Genomic DNA, 14,870 nt, shown 5'->3' on the forward strand with positions numbered 1-14,870 from the left:
CGATCGACAGCCGGCGATGTCCACTCCAATCAGCCCTTCGCCGATGTCTCCAGCAGGGTAACCAGGGTGCGGACGAAGCAGCCGGTCCCGCCGCAGTCGCGGGTCGCGCTGTCGTTATCGGCCCAGCTGGGGCCGGCGATGTCCAGGTGGACCCAGGGTACGCCGCCGACGAATTGCTCCAGGAATTTGGCCGCGGTGATCGCCCCGCCCCACTTGCCCCCGACATTCTTCAGGTCGGCCACCGGGCTCTTGAAGAGCTCCTTGAAGTCCTCATCCAGCGGCAACCGCCAGGCCCGCTCGCCGGTCGCCTTGCTGGCGGCCAGGACGTCGTTCGCCAGCGCATCATCGTTGGAGAAGAGGCCGGCGTACTTCGTCCCCAGGGCGACCATGCACGCCCCGGTCAGCGTGGCCAGGTCGATCACACGCGCGGGCTTTTGTTCGGCCACGTAGCTGAGCGCATCGGCGAGGATTAGGCGCCCTTCAGCGTCGGTGTTCATCACCTCGACGGTCTTGCCGTTGCGCATTGTGAGCACGTCGCCCAGCTTCATCGCGCGGCCCCCGGTCATGTTCTCCGTCACGGCGAGGTAGGCGTCGACATTGACCTTCAAGCCGAGCTTGGACGCCGCCAGGACCGTCGCCAGGACCACGGCCGACCCGGTCATGTCCGACTTCATGTCCTCCATCGAGGAGCTCGGCTTGAGCGAGAGGCCGCCGGAGTCGAATGTTACCCCTTTGCCCACAAGGGCCAGCACGGGGTCCTCTCCTCCCTTGCGGTAACTGATCCGGACGAACGCAGGGGGTTCGTCGGACCCCGCGGCGACGGCCAGCAGGCCACCGAACCGTTCATCCTCCAGGCGAGCTTCGCCCCAGACCTCAACCTCCAGGCCCGCCTCCTCGGCCAGCACCTTGGCGCGGTCCGCGAGGATGTGTGGCGGCTTCTCGGCGGGCGGTGTGTTGACCAGGTCGCGGGCCAGGTTCATGGCCCAGCCCACCGTCCTGCCGCGTTCAACGGCGAGGGTCAGGTCGGCATCGGCGAGCGATCCGGCGGGGACCGCGACGATCAACTCTCCGGGTTCATGCCTGGACGGCTCGCTCTTGTGCAGGCCCGGCCCGCGCGTCCCGACGATGAATCCTTCGACCCAGGCGGAGATGATCGAGGGTGCCAGACCCTCACCTGGCAGGGCCAGCGCGATGCGATCTCGCTTGCGGCCGGCCAGCTTCTTGCCCAGGGCAACGCCGGCGGAGAAGGCCGCCCCCGCGTTGAACGCCGCCTTGGTCCCCAGCCCCACCAACGCCGCCGATCTGGCCGGCATCGACCAGTCGCCGTGCAGCAGCGAGACTTCCCCGACCGCCGTTCCCAGGTCCTTCGACTCCAGCAGGCGCCCGACCAGCACCCCGAGCACATTGGCCTCAAGCCCCGCGGGTGGGCCGACCTGGTCCTCGAAGACGCCGACGGCGAGCCAGGGAGAGTCGACCTGATCCGGGCCCAGCCGCTCGATCCGCACGTCCATAGGTCGCTGCCTCTCGTCACACCGTCCGAAAATCGTCAAGTCTCGCGGCCCCCCTGGGGCGGGGCGATTCCATCATCGGTCGGAGAAGACGGTGCGCCAAGCGGAGGAAGACGCCTGCAACCTTGTGAAGCCGGGTTGTCGGGCGTGGCGGTCGCGGCTATAGTCCCGCCCGAATCACCCGGAACCCGGCGTCTGAATCCGTCTCGACTCCTCCTGATTGACCCCGACGGCAGACCCGGAACGCCCGGCCCATTCGACGGGCCAGGGCTGCCCGTGCACCCCGCGTCGGGGAGGAGAAGAAGGACGTGAGCCACGTTCCGAACCGCATTCGCGTCCAGTTCATCGTCGCCCTCGGGCTGCTCGCCGCCTCAACCACGGGGTGCGTCGAGCGGCGGTATACGATCCGCACGGACCCGCCCGGTGCGCTCGCGATCGTCAACGGCGAGGAGATCGGGGCCACCCCGGTGTCGCGCAGCTTCGCGTTCTACAACGACCGCGAGATCACGCTGATGGCCGACGGGTACCAGACGATGAAGGTCATCCAGCCGGTGAAAGCCCCCTGGTATGACAATATCTTCACCGAGTTCTTCTCCGAGAACCTGGTTCCGGTCACCCTGCGCGACGAGCGCGACTTCTATTACAAGCTGACGCCGGTGTCCGTCCCAGAGTCGGGCGACCTGGTGGGCCGGGCCGAAGGGCTGCGGGCCGAGGCCCTGGTGACACCTCCGCCGAAGCGTGGCGGGATCCTGGGCTTCTTCGGGTTCTGAGCCGATTGCTCACGGATTGGCCTTCTCAGGCGGGTCCGTCGAGGGTACGTTCCGCGGCCATCGGGCAGGATGCCCGCGTGGCGACGGGCGATCGGGCGGCGTCGGCGAAGTTTGCCGACGCCTCGCGCGTCCCCCCAGGGATGGAGGGTGACTGGCCATGAACCTGCGCGCCGCCGCGATCCAGATGCAGTCCGAGCCGGGCCGCACCGGGGAGAACCTCGATCGGGCCGATGCGTTCCTGCACCGGGCCTTCGACCAGGGGGCCGAACTCGCGGTCTTGCCCGAGATGTTCAACACCGGCTACTGCGCCTCGCCCGACTTCTTCAGCCTGGCCGAGGACCGCGACGGCCCCACCATCCGCCTGATGCGCGAGCGCAGCAGGCTATGGGGGATGGCGATCGCCGGCGGGTTCGTCGAGGGAGCCGGCGGGCATCTTTATGACTCGATGTTTTATTGCGAGCCCGACGGCGGCGTCCAGGTCTATCGCAAGCAAAACCTCGTCTTCTGGGAGAGCTCGAAGTTCCGGCGGGGGGCCTCTCCGCTCGTCGTCGAGACTCGCTGGGGCCGGGTTGGGTTTGCGATCTGCGCCGACATGATCTATCGTCGGGTCTGGGATGCCTACCGTGGCGCCATCGACCTGGCGATCGTCGGGGCGGCCTGGCCGAATTTCGGCGACCGATCCACGGGGCGCGGGCACTGGCTGCTCGGGCAGGTGGGCCCGCTGGCGGGTCAGATTCCGGCCATGGTCGCCGACGACCTGGGGATTCCCGTCGTGTTCGCCAACCAGTGCGGGCCGACGCGGACGAAGATCCCGGTCATGATGACCCGCCTGAATGACGCATTCGCCGGCCGGAGCGCCCTGGCCGACGGCCCCGGCGGCTCGAGGCGGGTGGCCGGGATCAATGAAGAGATGATCCTGGGTGACCTGACGATCCGATCCGAGAGAGGACAGCGCCCGTGCCCTATTACGTACCCCTCGGCGTCCGTGGCCTGATCATGAACCTGGGCACCCACTTCATCGGCACGCTGGGCGGCCTCCGCTATCGGTCATCGCTGCGAGTCCGCGCCCGCCGCGCCTCGTCCATCCCCACGCCCCACTTCCGCCTGGACTCCGTCCGCAAGGCCGCGCCGGCCGAGAACGCCGCTCGGGGCCGAGAAGGGTCCTGAGCCGGGGGGCGGATCGCCACAGTTCGAACCACGAGGACAGGTTTATGTGCGGCATCGCCGGTGCGTTCGACCTGACCGGGACTCGCGAGTTCCCCCGCGAGCGACTGCTCGCGATGACCCAGGCCATCGTCCATCGCGGCCCCGACGACGACGGCTTCCACGTCGAGCCCGGCGTGGCGTTGGGCGCTCGCAGGCTCTCGATCGTCGACCTTGCCGGCGGCCACCAGCCGATCGCAAACGAGGATCGGTCGATCTGGGTCGCCTTCAACGGCGAGCTGTTCGAGTACCCCGAGCTGCGCCGCGACCTGCTGGCCAACGGCCACACGCTGTCCACCCGCTGCGACACCGAGGCGTGGGTGCATCTGTACGAGGAGAGCGGCCTGGGCATGTTCGACCGGGCGCGTGGGCAGTTCGCCGTCTCGCTCTGGGACCGGACCAACCGCAAGCTCGTCCTGGGCCGCGATCGCGTGGGGATCTGCCCGCTCTATTACGCCGAGCGCGACGGCTGGCTGCTCTGGGGCTCGGAAGTCAAGGCGCTCCTGGCGTCTGGCATGGTCAAGGCCGAGCCCGACGTGAAGGGGATCGACCACCTCTTCTCGTTCTTCTGCGCGGGGACCACGCGGACCTTCTTCCAGGGGGTCAAGTCACTGGCCCCCGGCTGGTTCCTTGAGGTCGAGGACGGCCAGATCAGGCCCAAACGCTACTGGGATTTCGAATTCCCAGACAAAGGCCAGGAGCGTCGGCTCGACGACCCGGCCCCATTGATTGACGAATTCGAGGGGCTGCTCCAGCAGTCGATCGAGCGTCGCCTACGCGGCGACGTGCCTGTGGTCAGCTACATCAGCGGCGGGCTCGACTCGACCGTGGTGCTTGGCCTGGCCACCCGGCAGATGGGCCGGCCGGTCCCCTCGTTCACGATTGGCTGGCTGAACAAGGCGGGCCCCGACGAGCGGGCAGAGGCCGCCGAGAGCGCCGAGGCGCTCGGTTCCCCGCTGACGACCGTCGAGATGCGCAAGTCGGACATCTCGCGGGCCTTCCCCGAGCTGATCACGGCCGCCGAGGGGCCCGTGATGGATACCTCGTGCGCCGCCCTGATGCGGCTGGCGCAATCGGTGCACTCCGAAGGCTACAAGGTCGCCCTGACCGGCGAAGGGGCCGACGAGGCTCTGGCGGGCTACGTCTGGTACAAGTCGCGCAAGTTCTGGGACGGCCTGGAAGATCGGTTCGGCGGCGGCCCCGGCTCCAGGCTGAGGAATCTCGGCCTGAAACTCGTCGGCGGCGGCGACGCCCATCGCCCGCCCCGGTTCGTGCTCGGAGAGCCGAGGACGGCGCAGCAGGACATGTACGAGCTGATCGGCCAGGCCAGGCCCGTCCTGTTCAGCGACGCGATGTGGGACCGGATCGCCGAGAGCACTCCTTACGCCGATCTGGGCCTTGACGTCACGCGTATGGAGCGTTGGGCGCCGCTCAATCGTTCGCTGTACGTCGGCTACAAGGTGATGCTCGCGGGCCTCTTGATGATCGCCAAGGGGGACCGGATCTCGATGAACGCGTCGGTCGAGACGCGTTACCCGTTCCTCGACGACGACGTCATCAAGTTCTGCTCGGAGATCTCCCCCGACTACAAGCTGCGTGGCTGGAATGAGAAGTGGATCCTCCGCCAGGTCGCGGCCAGGACCTTGCCGCCGGCGATCGCCAACCGGCCCAAGACCATGTTCCGGGCCCGAATGGCGCAAACCTTCCTCGGCGACGACCGGCCGCACTGGGTCGACCAGCTCCTCAGCCCCGAGAGCCTGCGGAAGACCGGCTATTTCAACCCCGAGATGGTCGCGCGGGAGCGCCTGATCCAGACGAGCATCCCCCGGATCACGCCCAGGCGATTCGTCTTCGACGTCGCCCTGACGTGCGTGGTGACGACCCAGCTCTGGCATCACATCTATTGCGGCGGCGGCCTCTGCGACCTGCCCACCTGGCAGCCGCCGGTTCCCGCCAACCTCGAAGCGGTCGGGGTCGCCTGATGAGGGCGGTGCTCCAGCGAGTGACGTCCGCGTCGGTCGCGGTCGGCGATGAAGTCGTCGGCGCGATCGGCACGGGCTGGCTGGTCCTCCTCGGGGTCGCCCGGGGGGACACTGACGACGACGCGGTGAAGCTCGCCGCGAAGGTCGTCGGCCTTCGGGCCTTCGAAGACGACGCGGGGAAGATGAACCTGAGCGTCGGAGAGGTCGCGGGATCGGTGCTGGTCGTCAGCCAGTTCACGATCATGGGCGACTGTCGGGCCGGTCGGCGGCCGAGCTTTATCGACGCGGCCGAGCCGTTCGAGGCCGAGCGGGTGTACGAGCGATTCGCGGCCGAGGTTGCCGCCGCCGGCCTGACGGTGGCCCGCGGCCGGTTCCGGGCCGACATGGCGGTGGCCCTGGTGAACGATGGCCCCGTCACGCTCTTGCTCGACACCCGCAAGGCGTTCTAAGCTCTGTCCACTCGTCGGGTCGCCGGGGGCCTTGGTCGTGCAGGCCCCAGACCCGGATCGGGCACGCCCGACACGCTGTTGGAGGCCGCGATGGCCCAAGGTCCGTTCCTGCTCGGCCTCGATGTCGGGACCCAGAGCCTCCGCGCGGCTCTCGTGAATCTGGAAGGCAAGACCGTCGCCTATGGCGTCGCTGCCATTGAGACGACTTACCCTCGGCCCGCCTGGGCCGAGCAGGCCCCGGAGCGCTGGTGGCAGGCCGCCCGCGAGGCCCTGGCCGCGGCCCTCTCCAGCGGCGAGGTGAAGCCCGACGAGATCGTCGGCATCGGCCTCGATTGCACTGCATGCACCGTGCTTGCCTGCGACCTCGACGGCAAGCCCCTGCGGCCCGCGTTGCTCTGGATGGACCAGCGGTCGTCGAAGGAGGCCGATGACATCGGCGCGACGAACGACCCGATCCTGCGCTACGTCTCGGGCCGGGTCTCTCCCGAGTGGATGCTTCCCAAGGCGCTCTGGCTCAAGCGCAATGAACCAGAGACCTATCGCAGAGCCGACCGGATCATCGAGTGCACCGACTGGATGATGCACAAGCTGACCGGCGACTGGACACTCTCGCTCAATCATGTCGCGGTGAAGTGGAACTACGCACGGCCCGACGGCGGCTGGCCGCTGGCGATGATGGCGGCCGTCGGTCTCGACGATCTCCCGACGAAGTGGCCCACCTCGATTGTCCCGCTTGGTGCGGGCGGCGCCACCTTATCCCGGCAAGCGGCCGCCGAGCTTGGTCTGCGCGAGGGAACTCCGGTCGCGCAAGGGGGGATTGATGCTTACCTGGGTATGCTCGGGCTGGGTGCGACCGCGGCGGGCGACGTGGCCGTGATTGTCGGCTCCAGCACCTGCCACCTGGCGCAGTCGGCCGTGGGGGTCTTCGGCTCGGGGGCCGCCGGCTGCTATCCCGACGCGACGGTCGAGGGGCTCTATACCGTCGAGGCGGGGCAGACCGCCACGGGCTCGATCCTCGACTGGTATCGCCGCCACTTCGCAGGCCATGAGCAGCGGCTCGCGGAACAGCGGGGAGTCAACGTCTACCAGGTCCTGGATGAGCAGGCCGCCGCCACACCCCCGGGCGCCGATGGGCTGCTGGTGCGCGACGACTGGCAGGGGAATCGTTCGCCCTACAAAGACCCCGCGGCACGCGGAGCGATCGTCGGCCTTAGCCTGTCGCACGGCCCCGGCCACATCTTCCGGGCACTCTACGAGGCGACGGCCTGCGGCACGCGGCACATCCTGGAAGACGCAGCGGCACACGGGCTGGCGGTCGAGCGGATCGTCGTGGGCGGGGGTGGGGCCAAGTCGCCGCTCTGGCTCCAGGTTCACGCCGACATCCTCCAGAGGCCCATCACGTTGACCCGCGAGACGGAGTCGTGCGCACTCGGCTCGGCGATGGCCGCGGCGATCGCAGCCGGATGCGCCTCCGGTTTCGACGAGGCCGCCGAGCGCATGGTGAACGTCGAGCGTGTCGTCGAGCCGAACGCGGCGCATGCCGGGATCTATGACGACCTGTTCGGCCGCTACAAAGAGCTGTACGGCCGCCTCAAAGCCTGACGATCAGGACCTGCCGGCCCGGCTCGCGATCGGCCGGGCCGGCACTCCGACGACCGTCTGGCCGGGCTCGACGTCACGACCCCGTGTGACGACCGCGCCCGCGCCGACGACGGCCCCTTCGCCCACGCTCACCGGCGCGACGAGCACGACCCCGGAGCCGATGAAGGCGTTCGGGCCGATCTCGGTGGCCCCTTTCGACTGGCCGTCATAATTGGCCGTGACGACGCCCGCCCCGATGTTTGCACCGGCCCCGACGTGGGTATCGCCCAGGTAGGCCAGGTGGCGGACCAGCACTCCCGCGTCGAGGGTCGACCGATTGACCTCGGCGAAGGCGCCGACCTCGGCGCGATCGCCCAGGACGGTACCGTCTCGAAGGTGGGCAAACGGGCCGACGCGGCAGCCTTGGCCGATGCGTACCGTTCCGGTCAGGACGCTAAACGGGAAGATGACGGTGTCCTGGCCGATCTCGGCGCGGCCGTCGATGTAGGTGTTCCGGGGGTCGACGATGTGCACGCCGTCGGACATCAGGCGGTCCTGGATCCTGGCCTGCATCGTCGCGTGGGCCTGAGCAAGATGCTGGCGGGTGTTAATCCCGAGCACGTCGTCGGGGTCCAGGCAGGGGACGGCCACCACCTTGTGGCCCATCTCGTGCAGCAGCTCGGGGGCGTCGGTCAGGTAGTATTCCCCCTGCGCGTTGCCGGTTCCCAGGCGGTCGAGCGCGTCCCAGAGCACGGGAAGCTCGAAGACGTAGCAACTCGGGTTCACCTCGCGGATGGCGGCCTCCTCGGGGCTGCAATCGCGCTGCTCGACGATCCTGAGGAAGCGTCCCGAGGTGTCGCGCAAGATCCGCCCGAAGCCGGTCGGGTCGGGCATCATGGCGGTGCCCAGCAGCGCGGAGACCCCTTCAGCCTCCTGGCGACGGAGCAGGTCGACCAGCGGCTCGGGCCGGATCAAGGGCTCGTCGCCGACCAGGACCAGGGCGGGACCGCGATAGTCGCCCAGCACCTGGCGGCATGCCTTGACGGCGTCGCCGGTCCCGAGCTGGTCTTTCTGCACGGCGAAGAGGATGTCGGGCTCGCCGGCCAGGGCGGCGCGGACCTGGTCGGCGCCGTAGCCGACGACGACGACGATGGTGCGGGCTCCCGCGGCACGGGCGGCGTCGACGACGTAGCGGATCATCGGCCGGCCGCAGAGATCGTGCAGGACCTTGGCCTTCTCCGACCGCATCCGCTTGCCGTGTCCCGCCGCCAGGATGATCGCCAGAGGCCCGGATACCATGTCGCTTCTCTCCACGTCGAGGTTGAAGTTTGGCCGGCGGCCGTCCCGGACGCACACACCCATGATCTTACGGCGTTGCCGTCGAGGCCGTCAAACGTCATGGGCCGCTAACCTTGAACCCGGGCGGGGCTTCTGGCACACTGGTCGCCTCGACCTCCGACCGTTGCCGCGACGCGCGGTGTTGACCCCACGAGCATGCCCAGGCGAGTCCGAATGATGGCCCTGACACCCGACGAGGTGGCGAAGGTCGCCCTGCTGGCCCGGCTCCGCCTGAGCCCCGACGAGTTGCAGACTTACACCGGCCAGCTCAACTCGATCGTCGAGTTCGTCGCCCAGCTCCAGGGGCTGGACACCGCCGACGTCGAGCCGCTGGCGCACGGCGTCGAGGTCCGCAACGTCTTCCGCCCGGACGTCCGGGGCGAGTCCCTGTCTCGTGAAGACGCGCTGGCCAACGCCCCCAAGCGCAACCGCGAGGGCTTCCTCGTCCCGGTCGTGCTGGAATAATCCGGGCCACGCTGCCCGACGCCGACGAGCCTCAACGACGGACCCCTGGGTGCACCCTCGCACCCTCTCCCCTTTGACGCGCCGAATTCACCCATGATCGACCCGACACGCGTCACGGCCACCGGCCTGATCGACCAGTACTCGTCCGGCGCCGTCACTGCCGAGGAGGTCACGCGCGCCTACCTCGACCGCATCGACCGCTTCGACGACCGGCTTCACGTCTTCCTGCATCGCGACGCCGAGGCGGCGCTCGCCAAGGCGCAGGATGTCGACCGTCGTCGCAAAGCGGGCGAACCGCTGGGGGCGCTCGCCGGCGTGCCCATCGCCATCAAGGACGTGCTCTGCACACGCGGCGAGCCGACCACCTGCGGCAGCAAGATGCTGCAGAATTTCAGGCCGCCTTATGACGCGACAGTCATCAAGAAGCTGCACGCGGCCGACGCGATCCTGATCGGCAAGACGAACATGGACGAGTTCGCCATGGGCTCGTCGACCGAGAACAGCGCCTACGGGCCGACCCGCAACCCTTGGGATACCGAGCGGATTCCCGGCGGCTCCTCGGGCGGCTCCGCCGCCGCCGTGGCCGCAGACTTCGCGCCGATCTCGCTGGGTTCCGACACCGGCGGCTCCATCCGTCAGCCGGCCGCGCTCTGCGGGATCGTCGGCCTGAAGCCGACGTACGGCCGGGTGAGCCGCTACGGCCTGATCGCGTTCGCCAGCTCGCTCGACCAGATCGGCCCATTCTCGCACGACCTGGCCGACACCGCGCTGCTGATGAAGGTGATCTCGGGCCGAGACCCGATGGACGCCACCAGCGTCGACGAGCCCGTGCCCGACTACCCGGCCACGCTGAACACCCCGCCGAAATCGCTCAGGATCGGCCTGGTTCGCGAGTTCTTCGGCGAAGGGCTCGACCCCGAGATCGAGACCGCCGTGCGCGAGGCGATCAAGGTCTATCAGGCGGCCGGCGCCACGATCCACGAGGTCTCACTGCCCCACTCCAAGTATGGCGTGGCCGCCTATTACCTGGTGGCCCCGGCCGAGTGCTCCAGCAACCTGGCCCGCTACGACGGGACGATTTTCGGCCATCGCGCCGAGGACTTCTCGCCGAAGTATCCGGGCGAGGAAGAGATTCCCCCGTTGATCCGGATGATGATGGCCAGCCGCGCCGAAGGGTTCGGCCCCGAGGTCAAGCGCAGGATCATGCTGGGCACCTTCGCCCTCTCCGCCGGCTACGCCGACCAGTACTACAACCAGGCCCTGAAGGTCCGCCGCCTGATTCGCAACGACTTCGACGCCGCATTCAAGGAGGTCGACGTCCTGATCGGCCCGACCACCCCCTCTGCGGCGTTCAAGCTCGGTGAGAAGACGGCCGACCCGCTGTCGATGTACCTCTCGGACATCTACACCATCACCACCAACCTCGCCGGCATCCCCGGCCTGAGCATCCCCTGCGGCCTCACCGGGACCGGCCTGCCTATCGGCCTCCAACTGCTCGCCCCCGCCTTCGCCGAGGAGAACTTGCTCCGGACGGCCAGGGTCTACGAGAAGATGACCGACTGGCATTTCCGGCGGCCCGGGTTGGTATAATGGCGGGTGAACAGTTTGCGTCGAGATCAGGCGCGACGCTCAAGGATCTACTCCTCGCGCTCGAAGACCGTCGCCTCGACGCGGAAGCCCTGGTCGCCGCCGGGCGGTTCGTCTCCTCGATCGCGATGGGCGTCTATGCCCTGGAAATCTGCCTGAAGGTCACGATCTGCCAACGACTCGATCTCGACTATCTCCCGAAGGGTTTCGAATTCCATCACCTACCAGGCCTGCTGACCCTGAGCGGACAAAGTCGGAGGCTGGGCAAAGACCTTGCCATGAACACGCACTGGAGAATGGCGGAGATCTACGCGGATAAGCTCAGCATTCTCCGATACTCGCCGCAACCGGGAATCGATCGAAAACAAGCAGAGTCCTTCCATCACTCCATGTTCGATCGGACGGCGGGATTGATCCCATGGTTCAAGCGACATCTGCCGAGGAATATCTGAAGCGGGTGTCGGGAGCCCTCGACGAACTCGCCGCGGGCGAGGGGTGGAAGCCCGGCGAGTATCATGTCTTCGCCAAGATCGACGAAGAATGGGAGAGGATCAACGTGGTCTTCGTCGTCCCCGCGTCGAGTGGGGTTGATGACACCATGAAGAAGTGGGGCGGCGTTTATCCGGACGGCAACGTCCCGCTCGCTTCCATCGTGAAGTGGGGGGGTGGCATGGATGTCGGGGAACTTCTCGATCATGTCTCAGTCTCGATGTTCACGACGGACGAATATCGTCAGGGCGGCATTTACGCCCTCGATCCTGGTTACCGTCCGATCGACGAATACCTGAAATAACGCCTTGACGTTCTCTGGGAGCGGCCCTTCGCATGTCGTATACCGTCATTATCGGCCTGGAAGTGCACGTCCAGCTCAGCACGGAGAGCAAGATGTTCTCGGCCTGCGGGACCGAGTTCGGGCTGCCTCCCAACACCCAGACCGACCCGGTCTCGCTGGGCATGCCCGGCACGCTGCCGGTGATGAACGCGAAGGCGTTCGAGCTGGCGCTGAAGACCGCCATCGCGCTTGACGCGACGATCACGCCGTTCACCAAGTGGGACCGCAAGAACTACTACTACCCCGACCTGCCCAAGAACTATCAGATCAGCCAGTATGACCTCCCCTTCAGCACCGGCGGGTCGGTGCCCATCCCGACGCGCAAGGACGGCGGCGGCGGTGGCTCGGTGCGGCTGGTGCGGGTCCACCTGGAAGAGGACACGGGCAAGCTGATCCACGGCACCGGCGGGTTCTCGGAGGTCGACCTGAACCGCGCGGGCATCCCGCTGCTGGAGATCGTCACCGAGCCCGATCTGCGGTCGGCCGCCGACGCCAAGGGCTGCCTGGACGAGCTGCGGCTGGCGTTGCGCTACCTGGGCGTCTCCGATTGCGAGATGCAGGAGGGGTCGCTCCGGTGCGACGCCAACGTGAATGTTCACGTCGAGAAGGACGGCAAGACGATCGCCACGCCGATCGTCGAGGTCAAGAACCTGAACAGCTTCAGGTCGGTCGAGCGGGCCATCCAGTATGAGGCCGAGCGGCAGTACGCGAAGTGGCAGAAGGACGGCCTGACGATCAAGGACGCCCCCAAGGAGACGCGAGGCTGGAATGACCCCGACGGCGTCACGAAGCTCCAGCGCAGTAAGGAGACGGCCGCCGACTATCGCTACTTCCCCGAGCCCGACCTCGTCCCGGTGGTCGTAGACCAGGCCTGGATCGACCGCCTGAAGTCGGAGATCGGCGAGCTGCCCGCGAAGCGTCGCCGGCGGTTCGAGGCCGATTACGGGCTCTCGGAATACGACGCAAACGTGCTCGTCGAGCAGGGTCAGGACGTTGCCGACTATTACGACGCGGTGGCCGGTGCGACCGGCGAATACAAGCTCGCCAGCAACTGGGTCCAGCAGGACGTGTTGCGCGTGATCAAGGAGAAGAAGCAAACCCTGGCCGACTTCCCTGTCGGGCCCGCGGCACTGGCCGACCTGATCAACCGGGTGAAGCGGGGCGAGCTGAACACGAACCAGGGGCGCGAGGTGCTCGGCAAGATGATCGAGACCGGCGAGCCGGTCGCGAAAATCATCGAGGCCGGGGGCTACCAGATGGTCTCCGACCGCGACGAGATCGCCGCCGCCGTGGACGCCGCGATCGCCGCCAACCCCAAGGCGATGGAAGACCTGAAGGGGGGCAAGAAGAAGCCCGACGCGGTGAAGGGGTTCCTCCGCGGCCAGGTGATGAAGCAGACCGGCGGCAAGGCCTCGCCGGCGCTCGTCGGCGAGATCCTCGACGTCAAGCTCGCCGAGCTCACGGCCTGACCGAGTCGGGCGTCCGGTAGATCAGGATCGTCCGATCATCGGTCTGGGCGACGGGCCGCAGCCTTTTGAGGTCGTCGAAGTAGCCGGCAGGGCCCCAGGGGCCGTGGATCAAGGAGGTCGAGACAGCCAGATAGGGCGTCTCGGCCTCCAGTCGTTCGGGCAGCCCGGAATGGATGTCGTCGGCGTTCACGACGATCCGGCGGCCGACGACGCCGTAGAAGCCGGGGTCGGTGTCGCCGAACGCATAGAAGGTCAGGTCGCGATAGGCGGGCTCGGCCAGCTGGAGCCGGGCCAGGGACCGGGCCCCCTGGCCCCAGTCGAGGTTGGAATCGGCCAGGATGATCATGCCCCCCATGGGGCCGCCGGCCGCGACGTTGAAGAAGGTCAGCTCGTGCGGGTGGATGCTCGCCACGGCAAACGCCTGGCCGGCCAGCCCGATCAGGGTCAGGCGGCGGATCAGGCGCGAACGCTCGGCCAGGCTCGAAAGCCCCACGATCGCCGCGGGGGCCAGCGGGAACAGGTACCTCAGCCCGTAGTTCCGGCTCGAACCGAGCGACGTGAGGACCAGGAACGCGACCAGCGTGACCGGGATCAGGAGGTCTCCGCTACGCAGGGCGGGCCTGCGGCCGATTGTGAGCCTGACCAGGGCCAGGGCGAAGACACTCAAGGGGAGCTTCACGGCCAGGGCAATCAGATAGTAGGAACGCCAGCCCCAGAGGCTTCGTTGACCGAGAAGGTAGCTGGCGCCGCCGCCGCTCTGGTGCCGACCCTGGATGGCGAAGCCGACCCAGTCTGCCGGGATCGGAGTCTCCAACGCGAACGAGAAGAGGCGGGTGGCGCGGGCGCCGAAGCGGGCCTCGAACTTGGGGTGATGGTCGACCTGCTCGCTCAGAGGGAGGGTGGCTCCCGCGGTGATCACGAGGTCGGCGGCGAGCAGCACAAGCACATAACACGCCATCGAGGCCGACATCCGCGCGAGCATCTTCCAGCCCTCGATGCCGCCCCGGCGATAACGCTCGGACGCCCAGGCAAGCGCGAAGAGTGGCGGGAACAGGATGGCGGTGAACTTACACGAGAAAGCCAGGCCGCCGACCATCGCCGAGGTCCAAAAGGAACGCGACTCGTCGAACCTCAGGAACCTCCAGAACAGCCAGAACTGGATGGCCGAGGCGGTGACGAGCGGCTGCTCCATGGTGACGAGGCCGGCGTGGGCCAGCAGATTCGGGCTCAGTGCGTAAAGCCAGGCGGCGAAGGCCATCGCCCGCGGGCCTTCAGCTTGCCTCGCCCAGGTGGCCACCGCGATCAGGCCCAGGATCCAGATCCAGAGGGAGCCGATGCGCATGTGGGTGAGCAGCTCGGCCTGGTGGCCGATGGGGTCGTCGATCCAGTCGGAGTGCCCGGTCCGGTCGAGGACCGCCAGGACGGGGGCCTGCTGGAGCTTCCAGAATGTGAGCGGGGAGCCCATCCTGGTGATGCGCTCCTGGTCGCCGGTCCGCCACCAGCGGCAGCCGATCTCCAGATAGGAGACCTCGTCATAGGTGGCCGAGCTGCGCGGCGACGCGTCGACGATCAGCCATCCGCCGACGAGCGCGGCCAGCGCGACGGCCGGCAGGCACCATCGCGTTGCCTTTGTGCCGATCGGCGCCGGTGGGGTCACAACAAGGGGCGCATCCATCGCCGGGTTCG

The 14,870-nt window shown here is 67.8% G+C and carries 14 protein-coding genes; 11 read left to right on the forward strand and 3 right to left on the reverse strand.

Annotation, left to right across the window (positions count from 1 at the left end; translation table 11 throughout):
- Positions 1-29: 29 nt before the first annotated feature.
- Positions 30-1,511 (reverse strand): leucyl aminopeptidase, encoded by a 1,482-nt coding sequence (locus tag EP7_RS05685; RefSeq protein WP_463526696.1) that lies wholly within the window; start codon positions 1,509-1,511, stop codon positions 30-32.
- A 305-nt stretch (positions 1,512-1,816) separates the two neighbouring features.
- Here EP7_RS05685 and EP7_RS05690 point away from each other — a divergent pair, with 305 nt between their 5' ends.
- The 6 genes from EP7_RS05690 to EP7_RS05715 all read left to right on the forward strand — a co-directional run bounded on the left by EP7_RS05690 (position 1,817) and on the right by EP7_RS05715 (position 7,514).
- A complete protein-coding gene (locus EP7_RS05690; RefSeq protein ID WP_463526698.1) occupies positions 1,817-2,278 on the forward strand; it encodes a PEGA domain-containing protein in 462 nt (153 codons plus the stop codon).
- Between the two features lie 157 nt (positions 2,279-2,435).
- The gene (locus EP7_RS05695) at positions 2,436-3,272 is read left to right on the forward strand and encodes a carbon-nitrogen hydrolase family protein (RefSeq protein WP_463526700.1); all 837 of its coding nucleotides are present in this window, start codon (positions 2,436-2,438) and stop codon (positions 3,270-3,272) included.
- Complete coding sequence (locus EP7_RS05700) at positions 3,236-3,445, forward strand: hypothetical protein (protein WP_463526702.1); 210 nt, start codon at positions 3,236-3,238, stop codon at positions 3,443-3,445. Before EP7_RS05695 ends, EP7_RS05700 begins: the two co-directional genes overlap by 37 nt.
- A gap of 44 nt (positions 3,446-3,489) precedes the next feature.
- Positions 3,490-5,463 carry an asparagine synthase (glutamine-hydrolyzing) gene (asnB, locus tag EP7_RS05705; RefSeq protein ID WP_463526704.1) on the forward strand — a complete coding sequence of 658 codons (1,974 nt, stop codon included), beginning with the start codon at positions 3,490-3,492 and terminating at the stop codon, positions 5,461-5,463.
- Complete coding sequence (dtd, locus tag EP7_RS05710; protein WP_463526706.1) at positions 5,463-5,912, forward strand: D-aminoacyl-tRNA deacylase; 450 nt, start codon at positions 5,463-5,465, stop codon at positions 5,910-5,912. The genes asnB and dtd overlap by 1 nt, the downstream gene beginning before the upstream one ends.
- 90 nt (positions 5,913-6,002) lie before the next feature.
- A complete protein-coding gene (locus tag EP7_RS05715; protein WP_463526708.1) occupies positions 6,003-7,514 on the forward strand; it encodes an FGGY-family carbohydrate kinase in 1,512 nt (503 codons plus the stop codon).
- A 3-nt stretch (positions 7,515-7,517) separates the two neighbouring features.
- Here the strand turns inward: EP7_RS05715 and EP7_RS05720 are convergent, their stop codons facing one another.
- Positions 7,518-8,792, reverse strand: coding sequence for a bifunctional UDP-N-acetylglucosamine diphosphorylase/glucosamine-1-phosphate N-acetyltransferase GlmU (locus tag EP7_RS05720; RefSeq protein ID WP_463526710.1), 1,275 nt, complete (start codon positions 8,790-8,792; stop codon positions 7,518-7,520).
- Positions 8,793-9,008: 216 nt separating this feature from the next.
- On the opposite strand from EP7_RS05720, the gene gatC reads away from it, so the two are divergent.
- The 5 genes from gatC (at position 9,009) to gatB (ending at position 13,184) form a co-directional block, all read left to right on the forward strand.
- Positions 9,009-9,296, forward strand: a complete 288-nt coding sequence (gene gatC / locus EP7_RS05725) for an Asp-tRNA(Asn)/Glu-tRNA(Gln) amidotransferase subunit GatC (RefSeq protein ID WP_463526712.1) — start codon at positions 9,009-9,011, stop codon at positions 9,294-9,296.
- A 93-nt stretch (positions 9,297-9,389) separates the two neighbouring features.
- Positions 9,390-10,886: an Asp-tRNA(Asn)/Glu-tRNA(Gln) amidotransferase subunit GatA gene (gene gatA, locus EP7_RS05730; protein ID WP_463526714.1), complete on the forward strand. Its 1,497-nt coding sequence runs from the start codon at positions 9,390-9,392 to the stop codon at positions 10,884-10,886.
- Complete coding sequence (locus EP7_RS05735; RefSeq protein ID WP_463526716.1) at positions 10,886-11,335, forward strand: hypothetical protein; 450 nt, start codon at positions 10,886-10,888, stop codon at positions 11,333-11,335. The genes gatA and EP7_RS05735 overlap by 1 nt, the downstream gene beginning before the upstream one ends.
- Positions 11,302-11,676, forward strand: a complete 375-nt coding sequence (locus tag EP7_RS05740) for a hypothetical protein (protein WP_463526718.1) — start codon at positions 11,302-11,304, stop codon at positions 11,674-11,676. Before EP7_RS05735 ends, EP7_RS05740 begins: the two co-directional genes overlap by 34 nt.
- A 32-nt stretch (positions 11,677-11,708) precedes the next feature.
- Entirely contained in the window at positions 11,709-13,184 is a 1,476-nt protein-coding gene (gene gatB / locus EP7_RS05745) for an Asp-tRNA(Asn)/Glu-tRNA(Gln) amidotransferase subunit GatB (RefSeq protein ID WP_463526720.1), read from the forward strand.
- Here the strand turns inward: gatB and EP7_RS05750 are convergent.
- Positions 13,174-14,859 (reverse strand): ArnT family glycosyltransferase, encoded by a 1,686-nt coding sequence (locus EP7_RS05750; RefSeq protein ID WP_463526722.1) that lies wholly within the window; start codon positions 14,857-14,859, stop codon positions 13,174-13,176. The genes gatB and EP7_RS05750 overlap by 11 nt on opposite strands.
- Positions 14,860-14,870 lie beyond the last annotated feature (11 nt).

The sequence above is a fragment of the Isosphaeraceae bacterium EP7 genome (assembly GCA_038400315.1).
Classification (GTDB): domain Bacteria; phylum Planctomycetota; class Planctomycetia; order Isosphaerales; family Isosphaeraceae; genus EP7.

Coding starts and splice junctions, on each gene's coding strand:
- gatC (WP_463526712.1), top strand. CDS start 9,009: ATGGCCCTGACACCCGACGAGGTGGCGAAGGTCGCCCTGCTGGCCCGG.
- EP7_RS05715 (WP_463526708.1), top strand. CDS start 6,003: ATGGCCCAAGGTCCGTTCCTGCTCGGCCTCGATGTCGGGACCCAGAGC.
- gatA (WP_463526714.1), top strand. CDS start 9,390: ATGATCGACCCGACACGCGTCACGGCCACCGGCCTGATCGACCAGTAC.
- asnB (WP_463526704.1), top strand. CDS start 3,490: ATGTGCGGCATCGCCGGTGCGTTCGACCTGACCGGGACTCGCGAGTTC.
- EP7_RS05720 (WP_463526710.1), bottom strand. CDS start 8,792: ATGGTATCCGGGCCTCTGGCGATCATCCTGGCGGCGGGACACGGCAAG.
- EP7_RS05695 (WP_463526700.1), top strand. CDS start 2,436: ATGAACCTGCGCGCCGCCGCGATCCAGATGCAGTCCGAGCCGGGCCGC.
- EP7_RS05740 (WP_463526718.1), top strand. CDS start 11,302: ATGGTTCAAGCGACATCTGCCGAGGAATATCTGAAGCGGGTGTCGGGA.
- EP7_RS05750 (WP_463526722.1), bottom strand. CDS start 14,859: ATGGATGCGCCCCTTGTTGTGACCCCACCGGCGCCGATCGGCACAAAG.
- dtd (WP_463526706.1), top strand. CDS start 5,463: ATGAGGGCGGTGCTCCAGCGAGTGACGTCCGCGTCGGTCGCGGTCGGC.
- EP7_RS05735 (WP_463526716.1), top strand. CDS start 10,886: ATGGCGGGTGAACAGTTTGCGTCGAGATCAGGCGCGACGCTCAAGGAT.
- EP7_RS05685 (WP_463526696.1), bottom strand. CDS start 1,511: ATGGACGTGCGGATCGAGCGGCTGGGCCCGGATCAGGTCGACTCTCCC.
- gatB (WP_463526720.1), top strand. CDS start 11,709: ATGTCGTATACCGTCATTATCGGCCTGGAAGTGCACGTCCAGCTCAGC.